We start from the raw sequence: 21864 nt of genomic DNA, 5'->3' as shown, positions 1-21864 counted from the left end.
CAGACCCTATCGGTCCGGATCGGCTCCCGAATCAAGTGCCCTCCGCCAGGTCCGGCCGAGCAGATCCACGCCGAAGCTGTGATGCGGATTCGATTCCACCAGTTCGAATCCGGCGCGGTGGTGGATGTGCCGTGCGGAGGTGCGGACATCATTGGTCCAGAGCACGATCTCGCGGTATCCGGCGGCGGTGGCGAAGCGCGGGCATTGTTCGACCAGGGCGCTGCCGACGCCGAGGCCGCGCGCTGAGGTTTCCACCGGCAGCAGGCGCAGCCGGGCGGCGTCATCGCGCATGCAGTAGACGCAGCCGACCGGTGCGCCGTCGTACTCGGCGATCCAGGCTCGTTCTCGTTGTGGGTCATGGGAATTCAGGAAGTCCGCGACAATCCGCTCGATGGTGTGCACGGCCCCGACCAGCCGGGTGTGGTATCGGGGGAGTGCGATCGCAGGAGTTCGCCGATCTGGCGCTGGGTGAGTTCGTCGACTTCGAATATGTCTTCGACGTTCGTCGTGGACCGGTTCTGGTAACTTGAACAGCGTTCAAGCCGCCGCCCGTGAAGGAATCTCCCGTGGCACTGACACCTGACGAGATCACCGCCATCGATACCGCGCACGTGTGGCATCCGTACGGCGGCTTCCCGGCGACCACCGAACCGCTGATCATCGCCTCCGCCTCCGGCACCCGGCTCACCCTCGCCGACGGTCGTGAGCTCGTGGACGGTATGAGCTCATGGTGGGCGGCGGTGCACGGGTATCGGCATCCGGTGCTCGATGCCGCGCTGCTCGCCCAGTCCCGGCGCATGAGTCACGTGATGTTCGGCGGGCTCACACACGAGCCCGCGGCGCGGCTCACCCAGCTGCTCGTCGAGCTCACCCCCGAGGGGCTGGACAAGGTCTTCCTCTGCGACTCCGGTTCGGTCTCGGTCGAGGTCGCGGTGAAGATGTGCCTGCAGTATCAGCGCGCGATCGGGCGGCCCGGGAAGAGCCGCCTGCTGACCTGGCGCGGCGGATACCACGGCGACACCTTCACACCCATGAGCGTCTGTGATCCCGAGGGCGGTATGCATTCGCTCTGGACCGATGTGCTCGCCCGGCAGATCTTCGCGCCCGCACCGCCGAGTGACTATGCGCCGGAATACGTTTCGGAGCTGGAACGGCTGATATCAACGCACGCGGGCGAATTGGCGGCGGTGATCGTGGAGCCGGTGGTGCAGGGTGCGGGCGGTATGCGCTTCCACGATCCGCGCTACCTCGCCGAGCTGCGCAGGCTCTGCGATGCGAACGACGTACTGCTGGTCTTCGATGAGATCGCCACCGGATTCGGCCGCACCGGAACGCTTTTCGCCGCCGAGGCCGCCGGGGTGCGCCCGGATGTGATGTGCGTGGGCAAGGCGCTCACCGGCGGATATATGACACTGGCCGCGGCGCTGTGCACCTCGGAGATCGCCGAGAGCATCAGTCGATCGCACGGCGGGCTCATGCACGGGCCGACCTTCATGGGTAATCCGCTCGCCTGTGCGGTGGCGGTGGCCTCGATCGAGCTGCTGCTGTCCCGGGACTGGCAGGGTGAGGTGCGGGAGATCGAGGCCGGGCTGCGCGCGGGTCTGGCTGGCGCACAAGATCTTTCCGGTGTCGCCGAGGTACGAGTGCGCGGCGCGATCGGCGTCGTCGAACTCGATCATGACGTGGATATGCGCAAGGCCACTCACGCCGCGGTCGAGTCCGGCGTGTGGTTGCGGCCGTTCCGCAACCTCATCTACACCATGCCGCCCTTCATCAGTTCGGCACAGGACGTCCAGCGCATCACCGCCGCGGTGCTCGCCGCCGCGGCGGTGTGACGCTCACCGACTGGCGCGTTTCTCCCGGGCTCGATCGGGATTATCGCTGTCCGACAGCACTTCCCAGACGCGGAAGACGCAGTGGTAGTCGTCGGACCAGCCGCGTGCGATCAGCATGAAGGTGTCACCGTCGCGCAGGATGGTGCGGCGGCTGATCAACTTCGGATGATCGGGAATGAATTTCTGGACGAGATCGGGCACCTTGGCGAGGGCTTGTTCGCGGGTGCCGACCACTTCGGTGAGAACCTTCGGTGACCAGGTTTTGCTGTCTCCGAAGCCGGTCGTCTGCTCGACCACTATTGCCCATCGTGGCATCGCGCAGCCTCCTTATGGCTTCCAGCATAGCCCGGCGGATGCCTCCTGAACGGTGTTCAAGTATGCTGCGGAGCTGTGAGTGCCGATCCCCTGAGTTGGTTGGACGAACGCGCCGCCGAGCGCGTGGACGCCGGGCTGCGCCGAGAGCTGCGCCCCCGCGCACCGGAGACCGCCACCATCGACCTGGCCTCCAATGACTACCTCGGGCTGGTCCGGCATCCGGAGGTGATCGACGGCGCGGTCGACGCGGTCTGCAAATGGGGCGCGGGCTCCACCGGATCGCGACTGGTCACCGGCACCACCGCCGAACACGAACTCCTCGAGGCCGAACTCGCCGAATTCGTCGGCGCCGAGGCCGGATTGGTCTTCGCCTCCGGTTACGCGGCGAACCTGGGCGCGGTCACCGCACTGGCCGGGCGCGGATCACTGGTGGTCTCGGACGCGGGCAGTCACGCCTCCCTGGTGGATGCCTGCCGTTTGTCCCGGGCGCGCGTAGAGGTTGCCGCACACCGGGATCCGGCCGCGGTGGATCGATTGCTGGCCGAGCGCACCGAGGAGCGGGCCCTGGTGCTCACCGACTCGGTCTTCAGCGCCGACGGCGACCTCGCGCCCCTGACCGAACTGCACCGGGTGACCCGGGCCAATGGCGCGGTGCTCATTGTCGACGAGGCGCACGGCCTGGGCGTGCGCGGCGCGGGCGGTCGCGGTCTGGTCCACGAGGTCGGCCTCGCCGGTGAACCCGATCTGGTGATCACCGCCACGCTCTCCAAAGCCCTTGCGGCACAGGGCGGTGTGGTCCTGGCCAGCGCCCGGGTGCGCGCCCACCTCATCGACTCCGCCCGCACCTTCATCTTCGACACCGGTTTGGCTCCGGCGGCCGTCGGCGCGGCCCGTGCCGCCCTGCGCGTGCTGCGCCGCGACCCCGACATGGCCGGGCGCGTGCTGGCCCGCGCCGCCGACCTCGCTCGCATAGCCGGTGTCCCCGAACCGGATTCGGCCGTCGTCTCGGTCGTCCTGGGTGAAGCCCAGATCGCCTACGACGCCGCACAAGCCTGCCTGGCCCGCGGCCTCAGCGTCGGCTGCTTCCGCCCACCCTCGGTCCCCGAAGGCACCTCCCGCCTGCGCCTGACCGCCCGGGCGAACCTCACCGAGCACGACATCGCCACCATCGCGACGATTCTCACCGAGGTGCTGGACGAGGCCCGCGGTCGTACAGCGGCGGTGTCATGAGCCTGCTGTTCATCACCGGCACCTCCACCGATGTCGGCAAGACCATCGTCACCGCGGCGCTCGCTGCCACCGCCCGTGCGGCGGGTGCCACCGTCGCGGTCTGTAAACCCGCCCAAACAGGCGTGGCCCCGGGCGAACCCGGCGACCTGGCCGAGATCACCCGGTTGTCCGGCGTCACCCGCACGGTGGAGTTGGCCCGCTACCCGGAGCCCCTCGCCCCGGACACCGCCGCCCGCCGCTGCGGCCAACCCCTGCTCACCCTCGCCGAAACCGTGGCGGGCATCGAATCCTGCGCCGACGCCGACCTCACCCTGGTCGAGGGTGCGGGCGGCTTGCTGGTCCGCATCGGCGAATTCACCCTCCTGGACCTGGCTCAAAAGCTGAACGCCCCGGTGCTACTGGTAGCGGCGGCAGGTCTGGGCACCCTGAACCACAGCGAACTGACAACGCGCGCACTGCAATCCGCCGGCGTCCCCTGCGCGGGCCTGGTCATCGGCTCCTGGCCCGAAACCCCGGACCTGGCCTCCGAATGCAACCGCACCGACCTCCCCGCCGTCACCGGCGTCGACATAGTCGGCACCCTCCCCGCGGGCGCGGGCTCCTGGGACGCCCCCCGCTTCACCACCACCGCCCCCACCTGGTTCGCCCCCACCTGGACTGCCCGATACCTCCACCCCTGACTCCAGCTGAGCGGCACTCATCGCCCAGCTGCGCCGCAAACTCGGCGAACCGGCACTGATCGACACCGTGCGCGGAGTCGGCTTCACGATCGCCGAATCCCCGTGAACGACAGCCGCTCCCGGCCGCGCAGCTCGGGCGCGAGTGCGCTCGCCCCGGGGTGGTTCGCGGGGACGGCTCGTTTCGTCCGGGGCTGGCTCGCGCGGCTGCGCGCTGGTGCACCGGGGCGTCTCCGATTGCGCCGCAACCGTAGTGGCGCGCCGACCTCGCCCCGCACACGCGGGGTGAACCCGACCACTCCCGGGCGGCTGCGGCGTATGCGCTGGTTGCTCACCGCGCTTTTCACCGTCCTCACCGCAGCCTGCCTGCTGGTGCCGGCCACGGTCGCCGCCTCGATCGATACGCAGTCGCGGGAGCGGGCGCTCGATGCCGGGGTGGATCGGGTGGTCACCGGATTGGCGCGGGTCGTGTACTGGAATGACGACGGCGCCATCGATTTGGAGACGCTGCGGGAAGACGATCTGGCGCAGGGCAACTCCGCCGTCGCGGTCCTGGTACGCGGGACCGATGGGCGGTGGCGGGAAGGGTATGGGCACCTGCGTTCCACGCTGCCCGGGGATCTGACCGCATCCGCCGATGAGACGGCCACGGCGGAGGAGACCGTGCTCAGCACCATGAGTGATGGTGCGGGGCACCGTATTCGGGTGGCCGCGGCCCCGGTGTACGACAATGACGCCGCCATCAGCGCCGTGGTTTTCGCCGGTTCGGACCCCGCACCCTCCCAGCGCGATCATCGAAGGCTGGTGCTGGCACTGGAATTCGGCGGTCTGGCACTGATCGCCATGGCGGCCGTCATCGGTCACCTGCTCTCGGGGGTGAGTACCCGCCCGGCCGTGCGCATGCTCGCCGAACAGGAGCGATTCCTGGCCGACGCCTCGCATGAACTGCGCACCCCGCTCGCCACGCTGCGCCTGTATCTCGATGCGGCACTGCGCGATCCGCAGGACAACCGGCGCGCGGTCACCGAGGCGCGCTCGCTCACCGATCGGATGGGCCGCCTGGTGACGGGCCTGCTGGCGCGCACTCGCGCCGAGACCGGGTTCGGCGAACTCGATGCGGAGCGACTGCATCTCGACCAGCTCGTGGAGGGCGTGGTCGCCGAATGCGATATCCCCGGAATCGAATTGCGCACCGAACCCACCGTGGTGCGGGCGGATCCGGATCTGCTCGCCCTGGCGGTGCGCAATCTCATAGACAATGCCGTCGTACACGGCGGTACGCCCGTGGAGATCACCGTCGCCGAACACTCGGTCACGGTGCGTGATCACGGTCCAGGTCTGGACCCGGCGCTGGCGGATCCGTTCGCGCACGGCTCCACCGGTGCGGGCGGTCGCCACGGCATCGGATTGTCGCTCGTGCGGTGGGTGGCGCGGGCGCACTCCGGTTCGGTGGCCATCGGTTCCGCACCCGATGGCGGCACGATAGCCACGCTCACCCTGCCCGCCCCACCCCAGCTCTGACCTGCGCGCTGTCCACTCGAACCGGCCTCGCGGCGTCGTACACCCGGCGTATGGTCGCGGCCATGAACTCCACCCGCGTCGAGTGGTTCGTGAGTGCTCCCCGCCCGAATGTCTTCCGGGCGCTCCTCGATGCGCGGTCCGTGCGAACGTGGATGGTCCCCGATGGGATGACCAGTCGCATCCACGAATTCGACCCGCGCGTCGGAGGCCGCTTCCGAATCTCACTCAGCTACGACATCCCCACCGCGGCGGGTAAGACCTCCGCGCATACCGATACCTTCCACGGCCACTTCGTGCGCCTCGTCCCCGATACGGAGGTGGTGCAGAGCGTCGAATTCGAAACCGAGAATCCGGAGCTATGCGGCGAAATGACCATCACCTACTTACTGCAGTCCGAACGCGGCGGCACCCGCGTCATCGCCCGGCACGAGAACCTCCCACCGGGCCTGTCCCCGGACGACAACGAGATCGGCTTCCGCATGTCCCTGGCCAAGCTCGCCGACCTGGCCGAGCGAGAGGAAGCGGACGCGCCACCGAGCTGAACACCTCCGGGCGGCAAGGAGAACCTGGTCCGGGGCGTCTTCCGGTCCAGCATGGGTAGCGGGCGGATGCGCGATCACCGCTCGAGTGCCTATGGTGGATTGGTATGGCGCTGCCGGGCTATCCACGTCCGTCCACTGCCTCCGAATACGACGATCGGCGGCGGCAGGCTCGCCTGCGCGAATCCCGGCTCGGCCGCGGTTGGGTGGATTGGCGGCGCACCCGGCTGATCCTGGTGCGCGGCAGCCTGATTCCCCTGGTGCTGCTCGGCCTGTTCGCCCAGTATCTGGCCTGGGATGTCATGCCCGAGCGCACCCGGCTGGCGCGCACCGAACCGGCGGTCATGTCGATCGCCGGTCCCTCCACCCCGCAGGCCGCCGATACCGCCGTCTTCGATCTGGTCGGACTCGGCGTCCTCGATGCCGGTGATACCGCGCGCGCCCTGCCGTCGCTGAGCGAACTCGGTTCGGTCTGGGCGGTGCGCTATGACAATTCCGGTATCGACACCAAGGTCATCGCGGATCTGATCGTGAAGGTGGCCGAGGCGGCGAGGGCCTCGAACGTCATCCTGGTCGGGCACAGTATGGGCGGAGTCATCGCTCTGGAGGTCGCCAGCCATCTGCATACCGGGAGTGATCGCCGCGTCCAGGCTGTCGTCCTGGATTGCACGCCGGTGGACCTGCACGCGGTTCGCCCCGAATCTCGAGATCAGGGCGAGGAGATGCTGCGCTGGAGTGGCTGGATTCCCGGCGCGCGAGAAAGTCGCCTACTGCGGTTCATCGCCGAAATGTATGCCCGCCACGGCAATTACATCGGTGGCGGCCGTTACGGTTTTCGCGCCGATCGCCTGCGCGAGGCCATCATGAATGTGCTGCAGGACAAGATCCTGAGCACCGATGTCGCCAGCAACGGACTTATCGAGGCCCAATTCAAGGCGATCGTGGCCGGCGGCGCGATAGACGATCTGCGAGCGCTGGCCAAACCCGCGAAAGGTAAGCCTCGTCCCGCCGTAGTCTTCATCCGACCGCATGACGCCTACCGTGACCCGATTGTCAACGTCGATTACTCCCAACGCGTACTCATCGAACAATCCGGTGGCGTCAACGGCACACTTCTGGTGGTCACCACCCGAACCACCGCCCACGCCAACCCGATTCAGCGCCCGCGGGAGTACAACGCGGTCATCGATCAGCAGGTGGTTCCCTTCATCCGCCTCACTCAGCGTGAGCCGATCTCCGTCGCCGCGGAACCCCGCTGAACCCCGTCGGATTAATTCGGTTGCCGCAATTCACGATCACTGCGAATCTTGTTTCACCGCCGATTCATTCGAATCAGCGGAACACAACACAGCGGTGTAGCGCAGTTCGGTCAGCGCGACGGGCTCATAACCCGTAGGCCGCCGGTTCGAATCCGGCCACCGCTTTATGCCTCCGTAGCTCAGTGGCAGAGCTTTCGCCTCTTAAGCGAAATGTCGTGCGTTCGATCCGCACCGGGGGTACGTAAGCCTTTGTAGTGGCCGACCGGCCATCGAGGCGGCGGTCCGCGAACATATCGGTGAACTGGCCGGAGTCATCACCGAAATCGTGGTCAGAGGCCAGCGCGAGGGTGATCTGCGCGCGGATCTCGACCCGGAGGCAGCCGCCTGGATGGTGCTGTCATTCCTATCGGCACACGGCTTCCGTGCCGCCGTCATGCCGAACCGGCGTCACCTCGAAGAGCATCTGGCCGCGATGACCCTGCGCGTGCTGGTGAATCCGGACGCCGCACCCGAGTGACCGGGCGGCGCACCTTCAGCGGATGCGGCTACCCAACAGGTGGCGCACGCCCGAGATGAACAGTTGCAGGCCGAAGTCGAAGCGGGAGGTCGCGTCCGGGCTGTCGTAGAGGGGGGAGCTCTCCTCGGAAAGGGCTCCGACGGAGTCCATTTGGATGCGGGACTGCTCATCGACGGTTTGGCCGAGGACGTAGTAGAGCAGGGTGTAGGCGGCGAGGTCGGCCTCCTCGCGGGTCATGCCCGCGCGAATCGCGGCCCCGGCCAGGCGTTCCCGGCCCTTGCTGGTGGTGAGCCTGGAAGCGTATGTGGCGGAGACCAATTCGGCGCCGTCGCGGTAGGCGAGCAGGCAGGAGCGCAGGCGGTGCGCCAATTCGGTGATCTGGCCGGACCATTCGGTGGTCTCGACCGGCTCGTCCATGGGCGCGAGAATCCGGTCCGCGACCGCGCCGAGCAGGGCCTGCTTGTTGGGGAAGTGCCAATACAGCGCACCGGGCTGCACATGCAGTGATCCCGCCAATCGGCGCATGGTCAGGTCGGCGAGCCCGTACTGGTCGAGAATGGCGATGGCCCCGTCGACCACGTCCGTGCGGTGCAGTTGCACTGAAATCCGACCCCTTCGTGTTCCGGCTCACGTTCCGGACTGCTAGCCTACCCTGAACACCGTTCAAGTTGCTCGGCCACACCGGCCGGACGAAGGGATTCGAGCGAATGACCCAGGCAGCCGTCAGGACCGAAGCCGACAGCGCGGCAGGCGAAGACATTCTGACGATCGCCCGCGAGCAGGTGCTCGAGCGCGGCGTCGGCCTCACCCAGGAGCAGACCGTGCAGGTGCTGCGCCTCGGCGACGATCGGCTCGAGGAGCTGCTCGCCCTCGCCCATGATGTGCGCATGAAGTGGTGCGGACCCGAGGTCGAGGTCGAGGGCATCATCTCGCTCAAGACCGGCGGCTGCCCCGAGGACTGCCACTTCTGTTCACAGTCCGGCCTTTTCCAGTCGCCGGTGCGCGCCGCCTGGCTCGATATCCCGAGCCTGGTCGAGGCCGCCAAGCAGACCGCCAAGACCGGCGCCACCGAATTCTGCATCGTCGCCGCCGTGCGCGGCCCGGACGAGCGGCTGATGGCGCAGGTCGCCGCCGGTGTCGAGGCCATTCGCAATGAGGTCGACATCCAGGTCGCCTGCTCGCTGGGCATGCTCAACCAGGAGCAGGTCGACCAGCTCGCCGCCATGGGCGTGCACCGCTACAACCACAATCTCGAGACCGCCAAATCGCACTTCCCGAACGTGGTCACCACGCACTCCTACGAGGAGCGCTGGGACACCCTGCGCATGGTGCGCGAGGCCGGTATGGAGGTGTGCTCCGGCGGCATCCTCGGTATGGGCGAATCCATCGAGCAGCGTGCCGAATTCGCCGCGCAGCTGGCCGAATTGGAGCCCGACGAGGTGCCGTTGAACTTCCTCAACCCGCGCCCCGGCACCCCCTTCGGCGACCTCGAGGTGCTGCCCGCCGCCGACGCCCTGCGCGCCGTCGCCGCCTTCCGTCTCGCCCTGCCGCGCACCATCCTGCGCTTCGCGGGCGGTCGTGAGATCACCCTCGGCGATCTCGGCGCCAAGCAGGGCATCCTCGGCGGTATCAATGCCGTCATCGTCGGCAACTACCTCACCACCCTGGGCCGACCCGCCGAAGCCGATATCGATCTGCTCGGCGAGCTCAAGATGCCGATCAAGGCGCTCAACGAAACCCTCTGAGATCAGCGGGTTATCGAAGACCGGTAGATTCACACAGGTGGGCGTGAACGTGGATATAGAGGAGCGCTACAACCCCTTCACAGGTAAGCGAGTGGTGCCGGGTCTCGACGATCCGGTTCCGCCCGCCGCCGCCATGGGGTTGGAGCCGCCGCGGTTCTGTGAACACTGCGGCCGCCGCATGGTGGTGCAGGTGAGCCCCGACGGCTGGTGGGCCAAGTGCTCGAGGCATGGCGTGCTCGAATCACATCAGCTGGAACGCCGCTAGTGGCAACCGTATTCACCGCCGCCGAGCAGCCCTGGACGCGTAACGACAGTCTGATGCGTGAAGGGCGCGCGGCGGCGGTGGTGTTCGCCGCCACTGCCGCGGTGAGCGCGCTGGGCGGGGTGCTGTGGGGATTCCTCGCGCCCGCCGAGCAACTCCTGGTCGTCGATCCCGAGCGGGGTGCGGCGCTGACGGGGGAGAGCACGCATCGATTCGACGCGGTCGCGATCTTCGTACTCATCGGCGTGGTGATCGCGGTGCTGTCCACCGCCGCGGCCTGGCGGTGGCGGAGTGCGCGCGGGCCGGTACTGCTGCTCGGGCTGCTGGCCGGATCGGCGCTCGGCTCATCGGTCATGCGCTGGGTGGGCGAAGCCATTGCCCAGCAACGACATTCGCGTCCTTCGCATCCGGCGATCCATACCATCGTCGAATTCGCGCCGACCGTGGAGGGGTGGCCCGCCCTACTGGTGCAGCCGCTGCTCGCGGTTCTGGTCGTGCTGATCATGGCGGCGCTGAGCACCTCCGACGACCTCGGCAGCGGGCAGTTCCTCCCGTTCGGTGGTCGTCCGCCCGAGCCGGTCGTCCTGGCTCCCGGACAGTACGGCTCCGCGATCAGCTACGGCCCGTACGGTGGTCCGGCGGGCGGAAACGTCGGCGCCGATTATGGTCCTCGCGATCCGGTCGTACCCTTCGACGCACCCGGCTCCAGCCCCGAGACCACCCGCTGAAATTCGCTGGATCCGGCGGCCGAATCCCCCTACCGTGGTGTTCTCACGACATCGCAGGGGGGATCGGCCATGAAAGCCGCACCACACGCCGATCGTGCCCCGGATACCGCGACGGTCCCGGCGGAACGACCGGACCTCACCGCTTGGCGGCAGCGCCATGCCATCCGGCAATCCAATGCGGCGCAACCGATTCCGAGTGCGCGCAAGTACAAGCGCACGTCCAAGCATCGCAATCGCGGTTGGTGATCTTTTCGTAGGCCGAGCCGGTACGTTCGGGTGATGGGGAGTCCGTCCGGCCCGGTGCGCCGGTTGCAGAGATTTCGTCGTCCGGTCGCGATCATTGCCGGGCTGGTGGCGGCGCTGCTCGTCGTGGTGCTGGTGCCGAACCGATGGTGCGGTCGCGATGCCGATGCGTGGTTCCAAGGCGATCCGGTCCGCATGCGCGCCCTCGCCGAAGAGCTGGTCGTCTTCGAGGCCGATGACGATCAGCAGCGCGCCACCGGCGGCGGTGCACTTGCCGATATGTGGGGTCTGCTCACCCATCAGATGACAGCGCTGGGCCTGGCGCAGATCTGCCTGTCCCATCCAGAATGGCGAGATCGATACGCCCCCATCGCAACACGTGCCGCGGCCAAAACGCTGCTGCCCGAAATGCGCTCCGCCTTCACCGCCGCCTGGCACGGCGAAGACGGTCTGACGGTCCCCGACAGCCCGCACGGCCACGCCTACCTGTCCTACCCGGCCCTGGCTCTGGGTATGGCGCGCCTGGTCGATCCGGCGTTCCCGGCCGACCTTGCCGCGCAACAGGACACGATCATCGCTTCGTACGAGCGTCGCGTTCTGGCCTCTCCGACCGCCCTGCTGGACACCCTGCCCGGTGAGGCGTACCCCACCGATATGGCGGCGGTAGCCGCCGCGATCGCGGTGCACGGTCGCGCGACCGGCACCGACCATTCGGCGGTGCTGGCGCACTGGGCGCAACAGGTCCGCGCGGTCCAACTCGATCCGGCCACCGGACTTGTGGTGCAGCGCATGGGCACCGACGCCCACCCGCACGATGCTCCCCGGGCCTCGGGTACCGGTCTGGCCGCCTACTTCGCCGGTTTCGCCAACCGCTCCCTGGCTGCCGAGCTGACAGCCGCCTTCTCTCACCAGGAGCGAACCCTCTTGGGTTTCAGCGCAATTCACGAGTACGCCCCCGGTACCACCGGCCCCGCCGATATAGACAGCGGCCCGGTGGTGCTGGGAATCTCGGTCTCCGCCACCAGTTTCGGCCTGGCGACGGCCCGATCCCTGGGCAACCGCCCGCTCTTCACCCGTCTGTTCCGCACCGCCGACCTGCTCGGGCTTCCCCAGCGCACCGGCTCGCGCCTGCGCTTCACCACGGCCGGAGCGACCGGTAACGCCCTGCTGCTGGCCTTCCTCACCTCCGGTCCGGAGCTGGCCTCATGACCGCATCCCGTCCGCCGCGGCCAACCGCGGAACCTCGGATCCGCGATGCCCGGCAACGTTTCGCGCGGAGGCTTCGCACGCCTTGGCTGCTCGCCAGCTGGCGGCACCTCCGCATACCCCTGGTCCTGCTGGTGCTGTACCTCGCGATCAAGCCAGTCCTCGCGGCACTTTCAGCCCGCCACGGCTTCGGTTCCCCCGACGGTCTGAGCATCACCTACCTGGCCGTAGCCGCCCTGACACTGCTCCTACGCGTACTGCTCCTGGTCGTCGTGCCTGCTGTCCTCGCCTACCGTCTCGTGGCCGGATCGGTCAGGTACCTTCTGCGCCAACCCGATTCGTCGCCGCAACCCGCCGCCGAAGCAGGCAGAACTCATTCCCCTCCGGATCGGCCAGCACATGCCACGACTCGGCCCCGGTCTGCCCGATATCAACCTTCCGCGCCCCCGCGGCAAGCAACCGCTCCAACTCCGCATCCTGATCGCGATCGGTCGGATTCACATCGAGATGCATCGGCAGCTTCCCCCGCCGCGGATCCGCACTGCGACTGAACAACAGCGTGATCGCGGGCCCACCCGCACCGGACCCCGGCGGCCCGATCTCCACATCGCCGTCATCCCAATCGATTTCGACATAACCGAGCACTTCGCACCAGAACTCCGCCAGCCGCCGCGGGTCGGCACAATCAATGACAAGTTCGGTAATCCTGCATGCCATGCGCCCGACCTTACGCGCGGGGCCCGCGGCGACGGGTCATCGCGCCGAACGACCCTCAGCCGAACGCTGAATCAGCGAGACGCCAGGGGGGATTGCGCCGATTGTCCCCGCCGTGGAACAGACACAGCAGGTGTCCGTCCGGATCGCGAAGCCGCGTCTCCCGCCACAACCACGGCTGATCGCTCGGCGGGTGGTCGAACACAATCCCCGCCTCCCGCAACCGCGCGCATCGATCGTCGAGATCATCGGTCTCGAAGTAGAGGGTCACCTGCTCATCGTCCGGGACGGACGGGACCAGATCGACCGAGAACGTGCTGTCTCCGTCCGGACACTCGAAGCGCAGGTAGTGGTCGTTCTTGACGATAAGTCTCAGTCCGAGAAGCAGATAGAACCGCTCGGAACGAGCGAGGTCGGTGCCACCCACGGTGACCTGATTGAGCCGCATCCACCGATGGTGCAACCTCGAGTGTGGTCGAGGTCAATAGATCAGGTCGACGCAGGCTGTCCACGCTCATCGGTCGTCGGTGCCGGTGGATCGGTATTGCGGTGCCCGTCATGGGAATTCGCGTGACCAAGGACCCTGGTCGGTCTAGTACGCGAGCGGTGCAATGGGGGAGTGGCCGGTCCCGTGATATCCGAGAACCTGAAAACCCGCAGACGCTCCGGTCGGCCACGCGCCGTACCGTTCCCCGAGTCGGAGACGGCGGACCGGCGGCAATGACAGAAGAACAGGAGACCGAAGAACCTCGCACCGTGGGTATTCGGTCGACCGTACGGCGCGTGGCGACTATGCGGAACCTGGCCGCCACAGTCGGCGTATCGGCTGGCGTCGGGGGCTTGGTCCACGGCATAGGGGAGCTACTACAGGGCAGCGGTCCACCTCGTGGTGTCGTCTTCGATTCCTGGACTCAGGGCCGCATTGCGACGAACCTCGGAGGTGAGCCCGCGCTGACGATCATCCCCGACCTGCTCGCCACCGGTGTGCTCGCCACCGTAGCTTCCGCGGCTGTCGCGTTGTGGGCCACGCTATTTCTCGATCGCAGGTTCGCAGCGGCAGGACTGGCCTTGTTGTCCGTGCTGCTGTTGCTGCTCGGCGGCGGGTTCGGGCCACCGGTGCTGGGCCTGCTCGCCGCGCTGGTGGCCTCGGGTTCGCACCGCGGTCGTCATCGCAGCCACAGCTGGGTGCGGGACCGGCTCGGTCGAGTACTCGCTGCCATGTGGTCACCCCTGTTCTGGCTGTGCCTCACCGATGCGGTGTTCCTGGTCCTCGGATCGGTCGTCACCGGTGTGGTGTTGAACCTCGACATCTCGGCCGCCTTCGTCTACGCCCTCTTCCTCGCCGTCCTCGCCATGCCGATAGCCACCATCGCTGGAATGGCGCACGACATCGCCGTTGGCGATGGTCAGGCACGGAATGAGCCCCGGCCGCCTGATACTCAACCGAAGCCGTACAGCTAGGGCACCGGTGTGGCGACCCTTCCTGCTACCGGTTTGTAGGGCGTGCTTCGGCGCGCTGCGCGAGCACCAACGCTTCTCGCGTGACAGCGGTGTACCGGTGGTCCGCACCGAAGACTCGGACGCGGTCGGCCAGGGCGCGGGTGAGGGTGGTGATCGCGGCGTCGCGGTGACCGGCCGCGTGGTGGGCGCGGCCGAGCAGGTGTCTGGTCGACAGCGCGCCCGGGTGGTCCGGGCCGAGTACCCGTTCTCGGTCGTCCACTGTGCGCGCGGCCAGGGCGATCGCTTCGTCGTGGTGGCCGGCGGCGAGGAGGGCGAACGCCAGGTTGTGCGAGGAGGCGAGTGTGTCGGGGTGGTCTGGACCCAGGATGTGGCCGCGTCCGGCAAGTGCGAGTTTGTGTTGTTCGACCGAGTCGGTGTAGCGGCCCAGTGCGCTGTAGGCGGCGCCCAGGTTGTCGTGGGTGAGTAGTGTCAGCGGATCGCGCGGTCCGACAACGCGTTTGCGAACGGCGAGGATTCGCTCATAGGCGTCGGCGCAGCGGTCGTGCTGTTTGAGCTGTTCGTAGATCGCGGCCAGATTGTGCAGCGTCAGCAGGGTATCGGGGTGGTCCGATCCCACGGTGTCCATGCGGATGGCGAGGACGCGTTCGTGCAGTTCGATCGCTTCCGGAAGGCGATCGACCTTGTGGTAGGCGTGGGCGAGGTTGTTGCAGACCACGAGGGTGTCGTTGTGGCGCGGGCCGTAGTTCCGTTCGTGGTGTGCGAGTAGGTGTTCGCACTGGTCGGCGGCCTTGTCGAACTGCTCGAATTCGGCGGCGTAGAGGTGGGACAGGATACGGCGCACCGGAATGGTGTCGTCATGGCCGGGGCCGCGTAGCCGCTCGTGAGCGGCCAGGACCTGCTCGAAGAGCGGCAACGCGTGCTCCGGATGACCGGAATGCCATGAACTCCAGGCGAGTTGGAACCTCGATTCGATAGTGTCGTCGTGGTCGGGGCCCAATTCTCGCTCGCAGACGACCAGATCGTAGGCGAGCAGCGGAATCTCCGAGGCGTAGCGATCGGTGCCCCGATACAGGGCGGCCAATCCCTTTCTGGCATGGACTGTCTCGGGGTGATCCTTACCGTGGACGCGCTCGGCGGAGTCGAGAATGCGCTCCAGCAGCGGGATCGCCAGTTCGTCACGGCTGGTTTCCACGTAGTACGACATCAACCGGTAACGAAGGTCGACGGCGACCGCATCGTCGAGGTCGATGATGCGCTCGCGATCCCGAAGCGCTTGTCCCATAACGACAATCGCGTCCGATACCCGGTCGGGAAGGCTGAGCAGCGCCAATGCCAGATGCTCACGTGCCTCCAGGGTGAGGCGACTGTCGATGCCTCGAACCCGCTCGTTGTCGGCCAGGCTGCGTTCGAGCAGCCCGATCGCATCATCGTGTCGGCCACGCCGATTCATATCGACCGCGACCGCGGTGCGCACATCGATCGTCTTCGCATCGTCAGCGCCATAGAGCGTTACGCAGTCGGCGATCAACCCCTCGAACTCCGGCGCGTCGACGTACTCCGCCGAGTCCAGCATTACGGCCAAGGCCCGAGGATGCCGTGAACCGAGCTCCTGCGCGACGGTGTGCAACGAATACTCGTGGAGCCGAACCGAATCGTCGTGCCAACCCGCGAGTTGATAACGAAGATGATCGTGTTCGCCGGTGGAGATCGACATGTCGAAACTGTATCCGCCGCTGCGGAAGTCGTATTCCCACCAGCAGTTACCGCGCTGGGCGGGGCAACAGTGTTCGAGAACGCGGAAGAAGTCACCATTGCCTCGTCAGCGCCTGGTCTCGTACCTGGTCAGGACCACGCCGCCGGGAAAGGTCCGGGTCTCCACCAGGGTCAGGTTCACCCAGCTGTCCAGCGCGGTGAAGAACGGCGTGCCGCCACCCACCAGGACCGGATGGGTGACGATCACGTACTCGTCGATCAGCCCGGCCCGCATGGCCACCGCGGCGAGCGTCGCGCCGCCGATATCCATGGGCCCGCCGTCCTCGGCCTCGAGCCGGGTGATCTCGGTGACCGCGTCGCCGGTGACCAGGCGGGTGTTCCAGTCGACCGTGCTGGTCGTCGAGGAGAAGACCACCTTCGGCATGTCCCGCCAGCGGCGGGCGAACTCGATCTCCGCCGGTGTGGCGCCCGGCTGCTGGTCGGCGGTCGGCCAGTGCGAACTCATCGCCTCCCACAGCTTGCGCCCATACAGTGCCAGGCTCGTCGCCGCCACCCGGTCGGACCACCATTGGAACAACTCGTCGCTCGGCGACGAGTCCGGTCCCTCACCCCCACTCCAGCCGAGGTCGTCGCCGGGCGCGGCGATGTAGCCGTCCAGGGTCACATTCATGCCGAACGTCAGTCTCCGCACAGTGCCAGCCTCCCGTGAGTAGTACTCGATGTACAGACCAGCACAGCGCGGAAAAATCATTGGTCAGGCCCACCGAGGCGTCCGCATGATCAGCCCGCCGAAATCGAATATCCCTAGGTCGAAACCAGGCTCAATCGGCTGTCTCGCGCCAGATGATTGCACCGGACACCTTGCAACGCATTTCACTCGGCACAGAAAGACGTTCTGTGCGTCCCCCGCGGCCGAACAGCGCTCTGCCCGTTGATCTTCGGCAGGCAGGTGCTGCCGCTTCGGAACGCGCGCGTTGCGGCATATGTGGATGGACTCAGCGGCCTGTCCGGTCGGGCGTTCTGCCCATCTGTCGGAGTAGCCGATCCTGTTGCGGCGCATCGTCGTTCGACCCGGCTCGGGGTGCGGCGAAGAACCGATGAGTTGTGTCGGGAGCCCTGGGTGTTTCCGAGAGGCCGGCGTAGATCTCGTCCAGATGGTCGTCGATCCAGGCGACCAGGCCGGGGTCGAGGGTTTCCTCGGCACCGACCGATCGCGCGAGGTCCCAGGTGTGGATTGTCGTATCTGTGGTCCGCACCGCGAGCGCTTGTCGGGCGACCACTCTTCCCAGGGGGTAATCGAGTTCCCGGCGCAGTGCGCCCGGTCGAGCGAACGCCTCCGCACACGTGGACACGGACCGAGCGAAGGCACCCACTGGATCGCCATCCAGTGCGTCGACCTCGCGTAGGCGCAGAAACGCCGCGGCGCTGGCGCCCTCGACAAGGTTCGCGTAGTTGAGATTTCCTCGAGTCACGTGGTTGACCAGTTGGCGTACGTTCCACTCCGTGCAGGGAGTCGGCCAGACCCATTGCTCGGGCCGAACGGGTTGCAGCGTCCGTTCGAACTCGCTGCAGGACAGCAGGAAACGATCGATGATCCCCTCGAAACAATCGGTCATATAACCCAGCTTGCCTTTCGCGAGCGGTAGAGGCCGGCGGATATCGGGCGTTGCGTTGCGAGAGCCAGCGAGGACGAGGCGAACGTTCAGGGCGGGCCGGCCATGCACCGGCATCAGCCGGGGCAATAGGCAGTCTCGGCGGCGTTCACGAAGGCCATCGCCGAGCCGAACTCGCCTGGCTCCTCGCTCAAGAACTCGGCCAGACTGTTCTTCGACAGGCCGTCCGCGAGCAGATCGCAGACGGCATGGCCGCCCTCGGAAATGACCGGGAAATCCGAGATGATGTCGGGAAGTGCCTGAATGCCGTCCCGCTGGATGAGCAGGAACCCGAAATGCGCGTCCTGTAACGGGCCGTAGTTGTGGGGCCCCGCGACCGGCCGAAGCTCTGTCGACGGCAATGCCGAGGCGGGGGCGGCGAATAGAACAGCAGCGGCCGCGGCGGCGAGCCCTGTAGCGATCTTCGGGAAGAGCAAGACGATTCCAATCGTGGGACAACTGCGCGACCCGGTGATCGCCACGAAGATCGTAAATGAGGTCGCCGAACTCCGCCGGGCGTCAATTCGCGTTACGCCACTGGACCCCACGTGGCGGGTACCGGCGCTGGTGCGGCGGCCGTCGAATGATGGTGCGCCCGAACCGATCCGCCCCGCATCCAGCGGAACGCTCGGCGTGCCCCGGCAAGGCTGCTGTCGGCCACGACATGCATGGATGCCAATGCGATCTTGGTTTCGGCCGCTGCCTGGGCCGTGAGCACGAGGACGATGCCGATGAGGCCTACCGCCAGTCCTCCTGCGGCGAGTACCCGTCGGAGTGACTCTCCTCGGCTGGTCGGAAACGCCAGCGCAAGAGTTGCGATCGCGATGGCAACGAACAAGGCGCCGAGGATCACGCCGATCCCGATGGTCATCGTCTGACCTCCGTAATGCCGCATGGCCGCTTCGAACCGCGCGCCACGCGGCAGGAGAGGACGTTCCTGTCAGCCAGTGTTCGACTTCGTGGTGGTCAGCCGCGGCCATTCGTGCCAGCACTGGTGGCAGTCGGCCGCACGGCAGTGCATCCAGCCGCCGAAATCCGCATCCGGTGTCCACAGTCCCTACGCTGCCGCGAGGACGGTTCGGAAGGCGGTGCGGGTGGTCTCGCCGGCAGTCCGGTCCAGTATTGCGAAAGTGATCTCGTCGAAGTGCCCGTTGAACCGCCCACCATCGGCCAGCAGTGCATGGAAGACACCGGCCACCATGCCCGGGTCGTTGCCGTAGGCGCCGCAGCCCCAGGCTCCCAGCACCAAACGCCGGTAGTCGACGGCTGTTTCGAGAATGCGCTCGGCACGCGTGGCCAGCACCTCGGGAACTCGATACGCCTCGCCCGGTAGCTCCTGCGCGATCACGTTGGTTCGGGGTGCCGGGCAGGTGAGGAAGCCGACCGTATAGGGGTCGTCGAGCAGGATGCCCGTGTCGTCGCGGAAGACGGGCACGGCGGGAGACAGGATCACGCGGTCGCTGTAGAACGGGTCCGGTGTGCCGCGGTGATGCTCGTAGTATTGCGGCACGGCCAGCAGCGTGGTGTACAGCGCCGACGCTCGGCACAGGGCTTCCTCTTGGGTGCGAGCGCCAGCGAGGTAATGGCCGCCGGGATTGCGGGCGGACGCGAAATTCAGGACGGCGACCGGCTCCGGATCGGTGTCGAGCATTCGGCGCGCCGCGGCGAGGCTGCTCTCCCCGGTCACCGAGATGACGGTGGTGGCCTCGCCGCGGGTGATGATCGGGACCGGTTCGGGACCGTACATCCGAGTGCCCTGGACGGCGGCCCGCACCCTCGATGTCAACGACACATAGTGTCCGCCGGGCGTCCGGTAACCGCCGGCTGCGATGATCCGCTCGTTGTCGGCGGCGATGGCTCGCAGGTGTTCGGTCACGTCCCCAATGCTCTCATGGCTGGATAGGCCCGTCAGCCCTCGCCATACGAACGGATTTGCGACACATCGACTTTCAGCAGCTCCGCCAACCACGCCAGGCGTACGGATCGACCAAGGGAAAAGGTGTTGGCACGATAGCCGAGATTAGCGGAGGACTGGTATCCGCACTTCGGCTTGCCTGGCCGTGCGATGAGTTCGGCTCTCGGAGCGTATGTCGACGATGTATGACCGAGTTCACGGTGCTCGTGCCATCTTCATGAGTAGCGTCTCGAGTATGGAGAATCAGGGACCCAGTCGGACGGCGCTCGTGACGGCCTATGCCCGTGCCTATCATCAAATCGCTGACCGGCCAAGGATTCTCACCGATCCGCTGGCAGCGCGCCTGCTGGGTGTGACCGTGGATGAGCTGGCCGAATTCGGTCGGCCCGCGGCGGATCTTCCCGATAGTGATGTCGACTCGGGAATCCTGCGGCTGGGCGTCAGTGATCGGCCGCGCCGCCTGTTCTTCGCCGCTCGTGCCCGTTTCGCCGAGGATCGCGTGGCCGAAGCCGTCGCTGCCGGAGTTCGGCAGGTCGTGATCCTGGGCGCGGGCCTGGATACCTTCGCCTACCGCAACCCGCATCCCGGCCTGCGTGTATTCGAAGTCGACCATCCCGCTACCCAAGAGTGGAAACACCAGCGCCTCGCCGCCTCCGGTATCGACCTGCCCGAGCGGTTGACGTTCGTTCCGGTCGACTTCGAAACCGACACGCTGGCAACACGATTGGAGTCCGCCGGATTCAACCGGACCGATCCGGCTGTCTTCGTCTGGCTCGGTGTCGTCTTCTATCTGACCCCGGACGCCGCCCGCGCCACCCTGGAATACATTGCGGGCCAATCCGAGTCGGCCGAGGTGATCTTCGACTACCTGGCAGACGCCGACGAAGATCGCGCCCAATTGCAGGCGCGCGCCCAGCACGCGGCAGCTGTCGGCGAACCCTGGTTCAGCTACTTCGCTCCTGACGACCTCGCCGCACAGCTGCGCGAACTCGGCTTCACCGACATCGACGACCGCCCCGCCACGGACCTCATCACCGGGTACCTCGACGGATCCGCGGACTTCGAAGGCGAACCGCCCCAGGCACTTCGCCCGGTCCGCATACTGCGGGCGGGCCGCTGAGGATCTCCGATAACAGCTGTTGGGGGACGGTCAGGGCTGGTCGAACCAGCCCGTTTTGATCGCGTCGTTGAAGTTGTCCCACGCGTCCGGAGGGAAAACCAGGACCGGGCTGGCGTCACCGAGTTTCGAGTCTCGTACTCCGACCGCGCCCCCGTTCAAATGCGCGGCTTCCACGCAATCCTTGCCCGATCCGCTCCGGGTGGACTTGAACCAGTTGGCTCCGGAAAGGTCGATGTTCACTCGCCGAGCTCCTTTGCTGCTGCCAGGATCATTTGCCTGGACCGAACTTCGTCCAACGCTACCTGCCCGATCTCGCGCAGCGCATCCCGATATCGCCGCACTTCAGCCTCGCGTTCCAGGTAGAGATCACCCGCATACTCTTCGACATAGACGATCGGCGGGTTGGTCAGCTTCGACTGCGGGAGTTCCGGGAACTCGAGAAGGCTGAACGATCCAACCAGAATGCCCAGATGCCGCGGGGCGGTGAATGGGACTACGCGCAGTGAAACATTTTGCAGTTCAGTCACTTCAGCGAGATGCGCCAACTGCCGACCCATCACGGACCGCCCGCCGACCTGCTCTCTCAGTACCGCCTCGGAGAGCAGCGCGATCATCGAGAAGTCCGGGTCTTCCAAGCGAAGTTGCCTGCGCGTGGCCAGTTCGATTCGGCCTTCGATGGCCTCTGCGGTCAGCGGCGGTATTTCGGACCATGCCAGCGCCCGGCGGTACTCGGAGGTCTGCAGCATTCCGGGCAGGACGCCGATCTTCCACGCGGTGAACCGATTTGCGGATTCCTCCAGGGACAGGAAGTGGTCGAACCCGGTGGCGATCTGGGCATCGGCGTATGCCCGCCACCAGCCGCCGCCGCGCTCACGCGAGGACCGAACCTCCTGGAGTAGCGCCAGCAGCATCTTCCGTTCGTCGTCGTTCGCGCCGTACATATCGCACAGGGCGTTGACCTGAAATGAGGTGAGCCGCGTAAAGACGCCGTCCTCCGTACGGCTGATGGATTGCGGGGAAGTCTCTGCGGCCCTTGCCGCTTCGGACATTTGGATGTTCTTGGTTGTTCGCAGTCGGCGCAACTCCCGCCCGAACGCACGACGCGCAAGGGTGCTCCCGGTAACGCTCATGTCGTTAGCCTCACTATGCAGTGACCCGGTTTCTGGATGCCATCAAGTGGCTGTCTTCAGATAGAGGTGACCGTACAGAAAG

Annotated in this window: 27 protein-coding genes and 2 tRNA genes; 16 read left to right on the top strand and 13 right to left on the bottom strand. The window is 66.7% G+C overall.

Translation table 11 applies throughout. The features are described from left to right. Positions 1 to 6 precede the first annotated feature (6 nt). Positions 7 to 402, bottom strand: a complete 396-nt coding sequence (locus OHB26_RS37325) for a GNAT family N-acetyltransferase (RefSeq protein ID WP_330181943.1) — start codon at positions 400 to 402, stop codon at positions 7 to 9. A gap of 164 nt (positions 403 to 566) precedes the next feature. Here OHB26_RS37325 and OHB26_RS37320 point away from each other — a divergent pair, with 164 nt between their 5' ends. After that, entirely contained in the window at positions 567 to 1835 is a 1269-nt protein-coding gene (locus tag OHB26_RS37320; protein WP_330181942.1) for an adenosylmethionine--8-amino-7-oxononanoate transaminase, read from the top strand. A 3-nt stretch (positions 1836 to 1838) separates the two neighbouring features. Here OHB26_RS37320 and OHB26_RS37315 read toward each other — a convergent pair whose 3' ends face one another. Then, positions 1839 to 2150, bottom strand: a complete 312-nt coding sequence (locus OHB26_RS37315) for a hypothetical protein (RefSeq protein WP_330181941.1) — start codon at positions 2148 to 2150, stop codon at positions 1839 to 1841. Between the two features lie 75 nt (positions 2151 to 2225). On the opposite strand from OHB26_RS37315, the gene OHB26_RS37310 reads away from it, so the two are divergent. The 8 genes from OHB26_RS37310 to OHB26_RS37275 all read left to right on the top strand — a co-directional run bounded on the left by OHB26_RS37310 (position 2226) and on the right by OHB26_RS37275 (position 7893). Further along, positions 2226 to 3380 (top strand): 8-amino-7-oxononanoate synthase, encoded by a 1155-nt coding sequence (locus tag OHB26_RS37310; RefSeq protein WP_330181940.1) that lies wholly within the window; start codon positions 2226 to 2228, stop codon positions 3378 to 3380. Further along, on the top strand, positions 3377 to 4060 hold the full coding sequence (bioD, locus tag OHB26_RS37305; RefSeq protein WP_330181939.1) for a dethiobiotin synthase: 684 nt from the start codon (positions 3377 to 3379) through the stop codon (positions 4058 to 4060). Before OHB26_RS37310 ends, bioD begins: the two co-directional genes overlap by 4 nt. A gap of 282 nt (positions 4061 to 4342) precedes the next feature. Next, the gene (locus tag OHB26_RS37300) at positions 4343 to 5578 is read left to right on the top strand and encodes a sensor histidine kinase (RefSeq protein ID WP_330181938.1); all 1236 of its coding nucleotides are present in this window, start codon (positions 4343 to 4345) and stop codon (positions 5576 to 5578) included. Positions 5579 to 5640: 62 nt separating this feature from the next. Continuing rightward, a complete protein-coding gene (locus tag OHB26_RS37295) occupies positions 5641 to 6120 on the top strand; it encodes an SRPBCC domain-containing protein (RefSeq protein WP_330181937.1) in 480 nt (159 codons plus the stop codon). Positions 6121 to 6224: 104 nt separating this feature from the next. Continuing rightward, a complete protein-coding gene (locus OHB26_RS37290; protein WP_330181936.1) occupies positions 6225 to 7376 on the top strand; it encodes an alpha/beta fold hydrolase in 1152 nt (383 codons plus the stop codon). A gap of 90 nt (positions 7377 to 7466) precedes the next feature. Continuing rightward, positions 7467 to 7541 (top strand) — tRNA-Met (locus OHB26_RS37285). A gap of 3 nt (positions 7542 to 7544) precedes the next feature. Further along, positions 7545 to 7616: transfer RNA gene (locus OHB26_RS37280), tRNA-Lys, on the top strand. A 28-nt stretch (positions 7617 to 7644) separates the two neighbouring features. Beyond that, a complete protein-coding gene (locus OHB26_RS37275; protein ID WP_442943065.1) occupies positions 7645 to 7893 on the top strand; it encodes a TetR family transcriptional regulator C-terminal domain-containing protein in 249 nt (82 codons plus the stop codon). Positions 7894 to 7908: 15 nt separating this feature from the next. On the opposite strand, the gene OHB26_RS37270 is transcribed toward OHB26_RS37275, so the two are convergent. Next, complete coding sequence (locus tag OHB26_RS37270) at positions 7909 to 8493, bottom strand: TetR/AcrR family transcriptional regulator C-terminal domain-containing protein (protein WP_330181934.1); 585 nt, start codon at positions 8491 to 8493, stop codon at positions 7909 to 7911. Positions 8494 to 8600: 107 nt separating this feature from the next. Here OHB26_RS37270 and bioB point away from each other — a divergent pair, with 107 nt between their 5' ends. From bioB to OHB26_RS37245, 5 genes are all read left to right on the top strand, one after another. Next, on the top strand, positions 8601 to 9638 hold the full coding sequence (gene bioB / locus OHB26_RS37265; RefSeq protein WP_330181933.1) for a biotin synthase BioB: 1038 nt from the start codon (positions 8601 to 8603) through the stop codon (positions 9636 to 9638). Positions 9639 to 9675: 37 nt separating this feature from the next. Continuing rightward, positions 9676 to 9903 carry a biotin synthase auxiliary protein BsaP gene (bsaP, locus tag OHB26_RS37260; RefSeq protein WP_442942806.1) on the top strand — a complete coding sequence of 76 codons (228 nt, stop codon included), beginning with the start codon at positions 9676 to 9678 and terminating at the stop codon, positions 9901 to 9903. Continuing rightward, positions 9903 to 10628, top strand: a complete 726-nt coding sequence (locus OHB26_RS37255; RefSeq protein WP_330181932.1) for a DUF2567 domain-containing protein — start codon at positions 9903 to 9905, stop codon at positions 10626 to 10628. Before bsaP ends, OHB26_RS37255 begins: the two co-directional genes overlap by 1 nt. A 69-nt stretch (positions 10629 to 10697) precedes the next feature. Beyond that, positions 10698 to 10874: a hypothetical protein gene (locus OHB26_RS37250; RefSeq protein WP_330181931.1), complete on the top strand. Its 177-nt coding sequence runs from the start codon at positions 10698 to 10700 to the stop codon at positions 10872 to 10874. A 33-nt stretch (positions 10875 to 10907) separates the two neighbouring features. After that, positions 10908 to 12080 (top strand): hypothetical protein, encoded by a 1173-nt coding sequence (locus OHB26_RS37245; RefSeq protein ID WP_330181930.1) that lies wholly within the window; start codon positions 10908 to 10910, stop codon positions 12078 to 12080. A gap of 309 nt (positions 12081 to 12389) precedes the next feature. Here OHB26_RS37245 and OHB26_RS37240 read toward each other — a convergent pair whose 3' ends face one another. Next, positions 12390 to 12794 carry a VOC family protein gene (locus OHB26_RS37240; protein WP_330181929.1) on the bottom strand — a complete coding sequence of 135 codons (405 nt, stop codon included), beginning with the start codon at positions 12792 to 12794 and terminating at the stop codon, positions 12390 to 12392. 55 nt (positions 12795 to 12849) lie between these two features. After that, on the bottom strand, positions 12850 to 13239 hold the full coding sequence (locus OHB26_RS37235) for a VOC family protein (RefSeq protein WP_330181928.1): 390 nt from the start codon (positions 13237 to 13239) through the stop codon (positions 12850 to 12852). Positions 13240 to 13574: 335 nt separating this feature from the next. On the opposite strand from OHB26_RS37235, the gene OHB26_RS37230 reads away from it, so the two are divergent. Then, a complete protein-coding gene (locus OHB26_RS37230; protein WP_330181927.1) occupies positions 13575 to 14252 on the top strand; it encodes a hypothetical protein in 678 nt (225 codons plus the stop codon). 25 nt (positions 14253 to 14277) lie between these two features. Here OHB26_RS37230 and OHB26_RS37225 read toward each other — a convergent pair whose 3' ends face one another. From OHB26_RS37225 to OHB26_RS37200, 6 genes are all read right to left on the bottom strand, one after another. Continuing rightward, complete coding sequence (locus OHB26_RS37225; RefSeq protein ID WP_330181926.1) at positions 14278 to 15966, bottom strand: tetratricopeptide repeat protein; 1689 nt, start codon at positions 15964 to 15966, stop codon at positions 14278 to 14280. Between the two features lie 105 nt (positions 15967 to 16071). After that, entirely contained in the window at positions 16072 to 16656 is a 585-nt protein-coding gene (locus OHB26_RS37220) for a dihydrofolate reductase family protein (protein ID WP_330181925.1), read from the bottom strand. Positions 16657 to 16960: 304 nt separating this feature from the next. Further along, positions 16961 to 17695, bottom strand: a complete 735-nt coding sequence (locus OHB26_RS37215; protein ID WP_330181924.1) for a TIGR03086 family metal-binding protein — start codon at positions 17693 to 17695, stop codon at positions 16961 to 16963. Then, on the bottom strand, positions 17695 to 18099 hold the full coding sequence (locus tag OHB26_RS37210) for a DUF732 domain-containing protein (protein ID WP_330181923.1): 405 nt from the start codon (positions 18097 to 18099) through the stop codon (positions 17695 to 17697). Before OHB26_RS37210 ends, OHB26_RS37215 begins: the two co-directional genes overlap by 1 nt. A 47-nt stretch (positions 18100 to 18146) precedes the next feature. Next, complete coding sequence (locus OHB26_RS37205; RefSeq protein WP_330181922.1) at positions 18147 to 18488, bottom strand: hypothetical protein; 342 nt, start codon at positions 18486 to 18488, stop codon at positions 18147 to 18149. Positions 18489 to 18674: 186 nt separating this feature from the next. Further along, a complete protein-coding gene (locus OHB26_RS37200; RefSeq protein WP_330181921.1) occupies positions 18675 to 19493 on the bottom strand; it encodes a TIGR02452 family protein in 819 nt (272 codons plus the stop codon). A gap of 274 nt (positions 19494 to 19767) precedes the next feature. Between OHB26_RS37200 and OHB26_RS37195 the strand changes: the two genes are divergently transcribed. After that, positions 19768 to 20652 (top strand): class I SAM-dependent methyltransferase, encoded by an 885-nt coding sequence (locus OHB26_RS37195; RefSeq protein WP_330181920.1) that lies wholly within the window; start codon positions 19768 to 19770, stop codon positions 20650 to 20652. 30 nt (positions 20653 to 20682) lie between these two features. Here OHB26_RS37195 and OHB26_RS37190 read toward each other — a convergent pair whose 3' ends face one another. Together OHB26_RS37190 and OHB26_RS37185 are read right to left on the bottom strand one after the other, a co-directional pair. Next, a complete protein-coding gene (locus tag OHB26_RS37190) occupies positions 20683 to 20892 on the bottom strand; it encodes a DUF397 domain-containing protein (protein ID WP_330181919.1) in 210 nt (69 codons plus the stop codon). Then, positions 20889 to 21782: a helix-turn-helix domain-containing protein gene (locus tag OHB26_RS37185; RefSeq protein WP_330181918.1), complete on the bottom strand. Its 894-nt coding sequence runs from the start codon at positions 21780 to 21782 to the stop codon at positions 20889 to 20891. Before OHB26_RS37185 ends, OHB26_RS37190 begins: the two co-directional genes overlap by 4 nt. Between the last annotated feature and the right edge of the window lie 82 nt (positions 21783 to 21864).

Source organism: Nocardia sp. NBC_01503, assembly GCF_036327755.1.
Lineage (GTDB): Bacteria > Actinomycetota > Actinomycetes > Mycobacteriales > Mycobacteriaceae > Nocardia.
Note: the sequence above shows the minus strand (reverse complement) of the source record. Positions and strands in the feature narration are given on the sequence as shown.

Coding starts and splice junctions, on each gene's coding strand:
- OHB26_RS37315 (WP_330181941.1), bottom strand. CDS start 2,150: ATGCCACGATGGGCAATAGTGGTCGAGCAGACGACCGGCTTCGGAGAC.
- bioD (WP_330181939.1), top strand. CDS start 3,377: ATGAGCCTGCTGTTCATCACCGGCACCTCCACCGATGTCGGCAAGACC.
- OHB26_RS37295 (WP_330181937.1), top strand. CDS start 5,641: ATGAACTCCACCCGCGTCGAGTGGTTCGTGAGTGCTCCCCGCCCGAAT.
- OHB26_RS37290 (WP_330181936.1), top strand. CDS start 6,225: ATGGCGCTGCCGGGCTATCCACGTCCGTCCACTGCCTCCGAATACGAC.
- bioB (WP_330181933.1), top strand. CDS start 8,601: ATGACCCAGGCAGCCGTCAGGACCGAAGCCGACAGCGCGGCAGGCGAA.
- OHB26_RS37250 (WP_330181931.1), top strand. CDS start 10,698: ATGAAAGCCGCACCACACGCCGATCGTGCCCCGGATACCGCGACGGTC.
- OHB26_RS37245 (WP_330181930.1), top strand. CDS start 10,908: ATGGGGAGTCCGTCCGGCCCGGTGCGCCGGTTGCAGAGATTTCGTCGT.
- OHB26_RS37240 (WP_330181929.1), bottom strand. CDS start 12,794: ATGGCATGCAGGATTACCGAACTTGTCATTGATTGTGCCGACCCGCGG.
- OHB26_RS37235 (WP_330181928.1), bottom strand. CDS start 13,239: ATGCGGCTCAATCAGGTCACCGTGGGTGGCACCGACCTCGCTCGTTCC.
- OHB26_RS37225 (WP_330181926.1), bottom strand. CDS start 15,966: ATGTCGATCTCCACCGGCGAACACGATCATCTTCGTTATCAACTCGCG.
- OHB26_RS37215 (WP_330181924.1), bottom strand. CDS start 17,695: ATGCCGGTGCATGGCCGGCCCGCCCTGAACGTTCGCCTCGTCCTCGCT.
- OHB26_RS37205 (WP_330181922.1), bottom strand. CDS start 18,488: ATGACCATCGGGATCGGCGTGATCCTCGGCGCCTTGTTCGTTGCCATC.
- OHB26_RS37195 (WP_330181920.1), top strand. CDS start 19,768: ATGGAGAATCAGGGACCCAGTCGGACGGCGCTCGTGACGGCCTATGCC.
- OHB26_RS37185 (WP_330181918.1), bottom strand. CDS start 21,782: ATGAGCGTTACCGGGAGCACCCTTGCGCGTCGTGCGTTCGGGCGGGAG.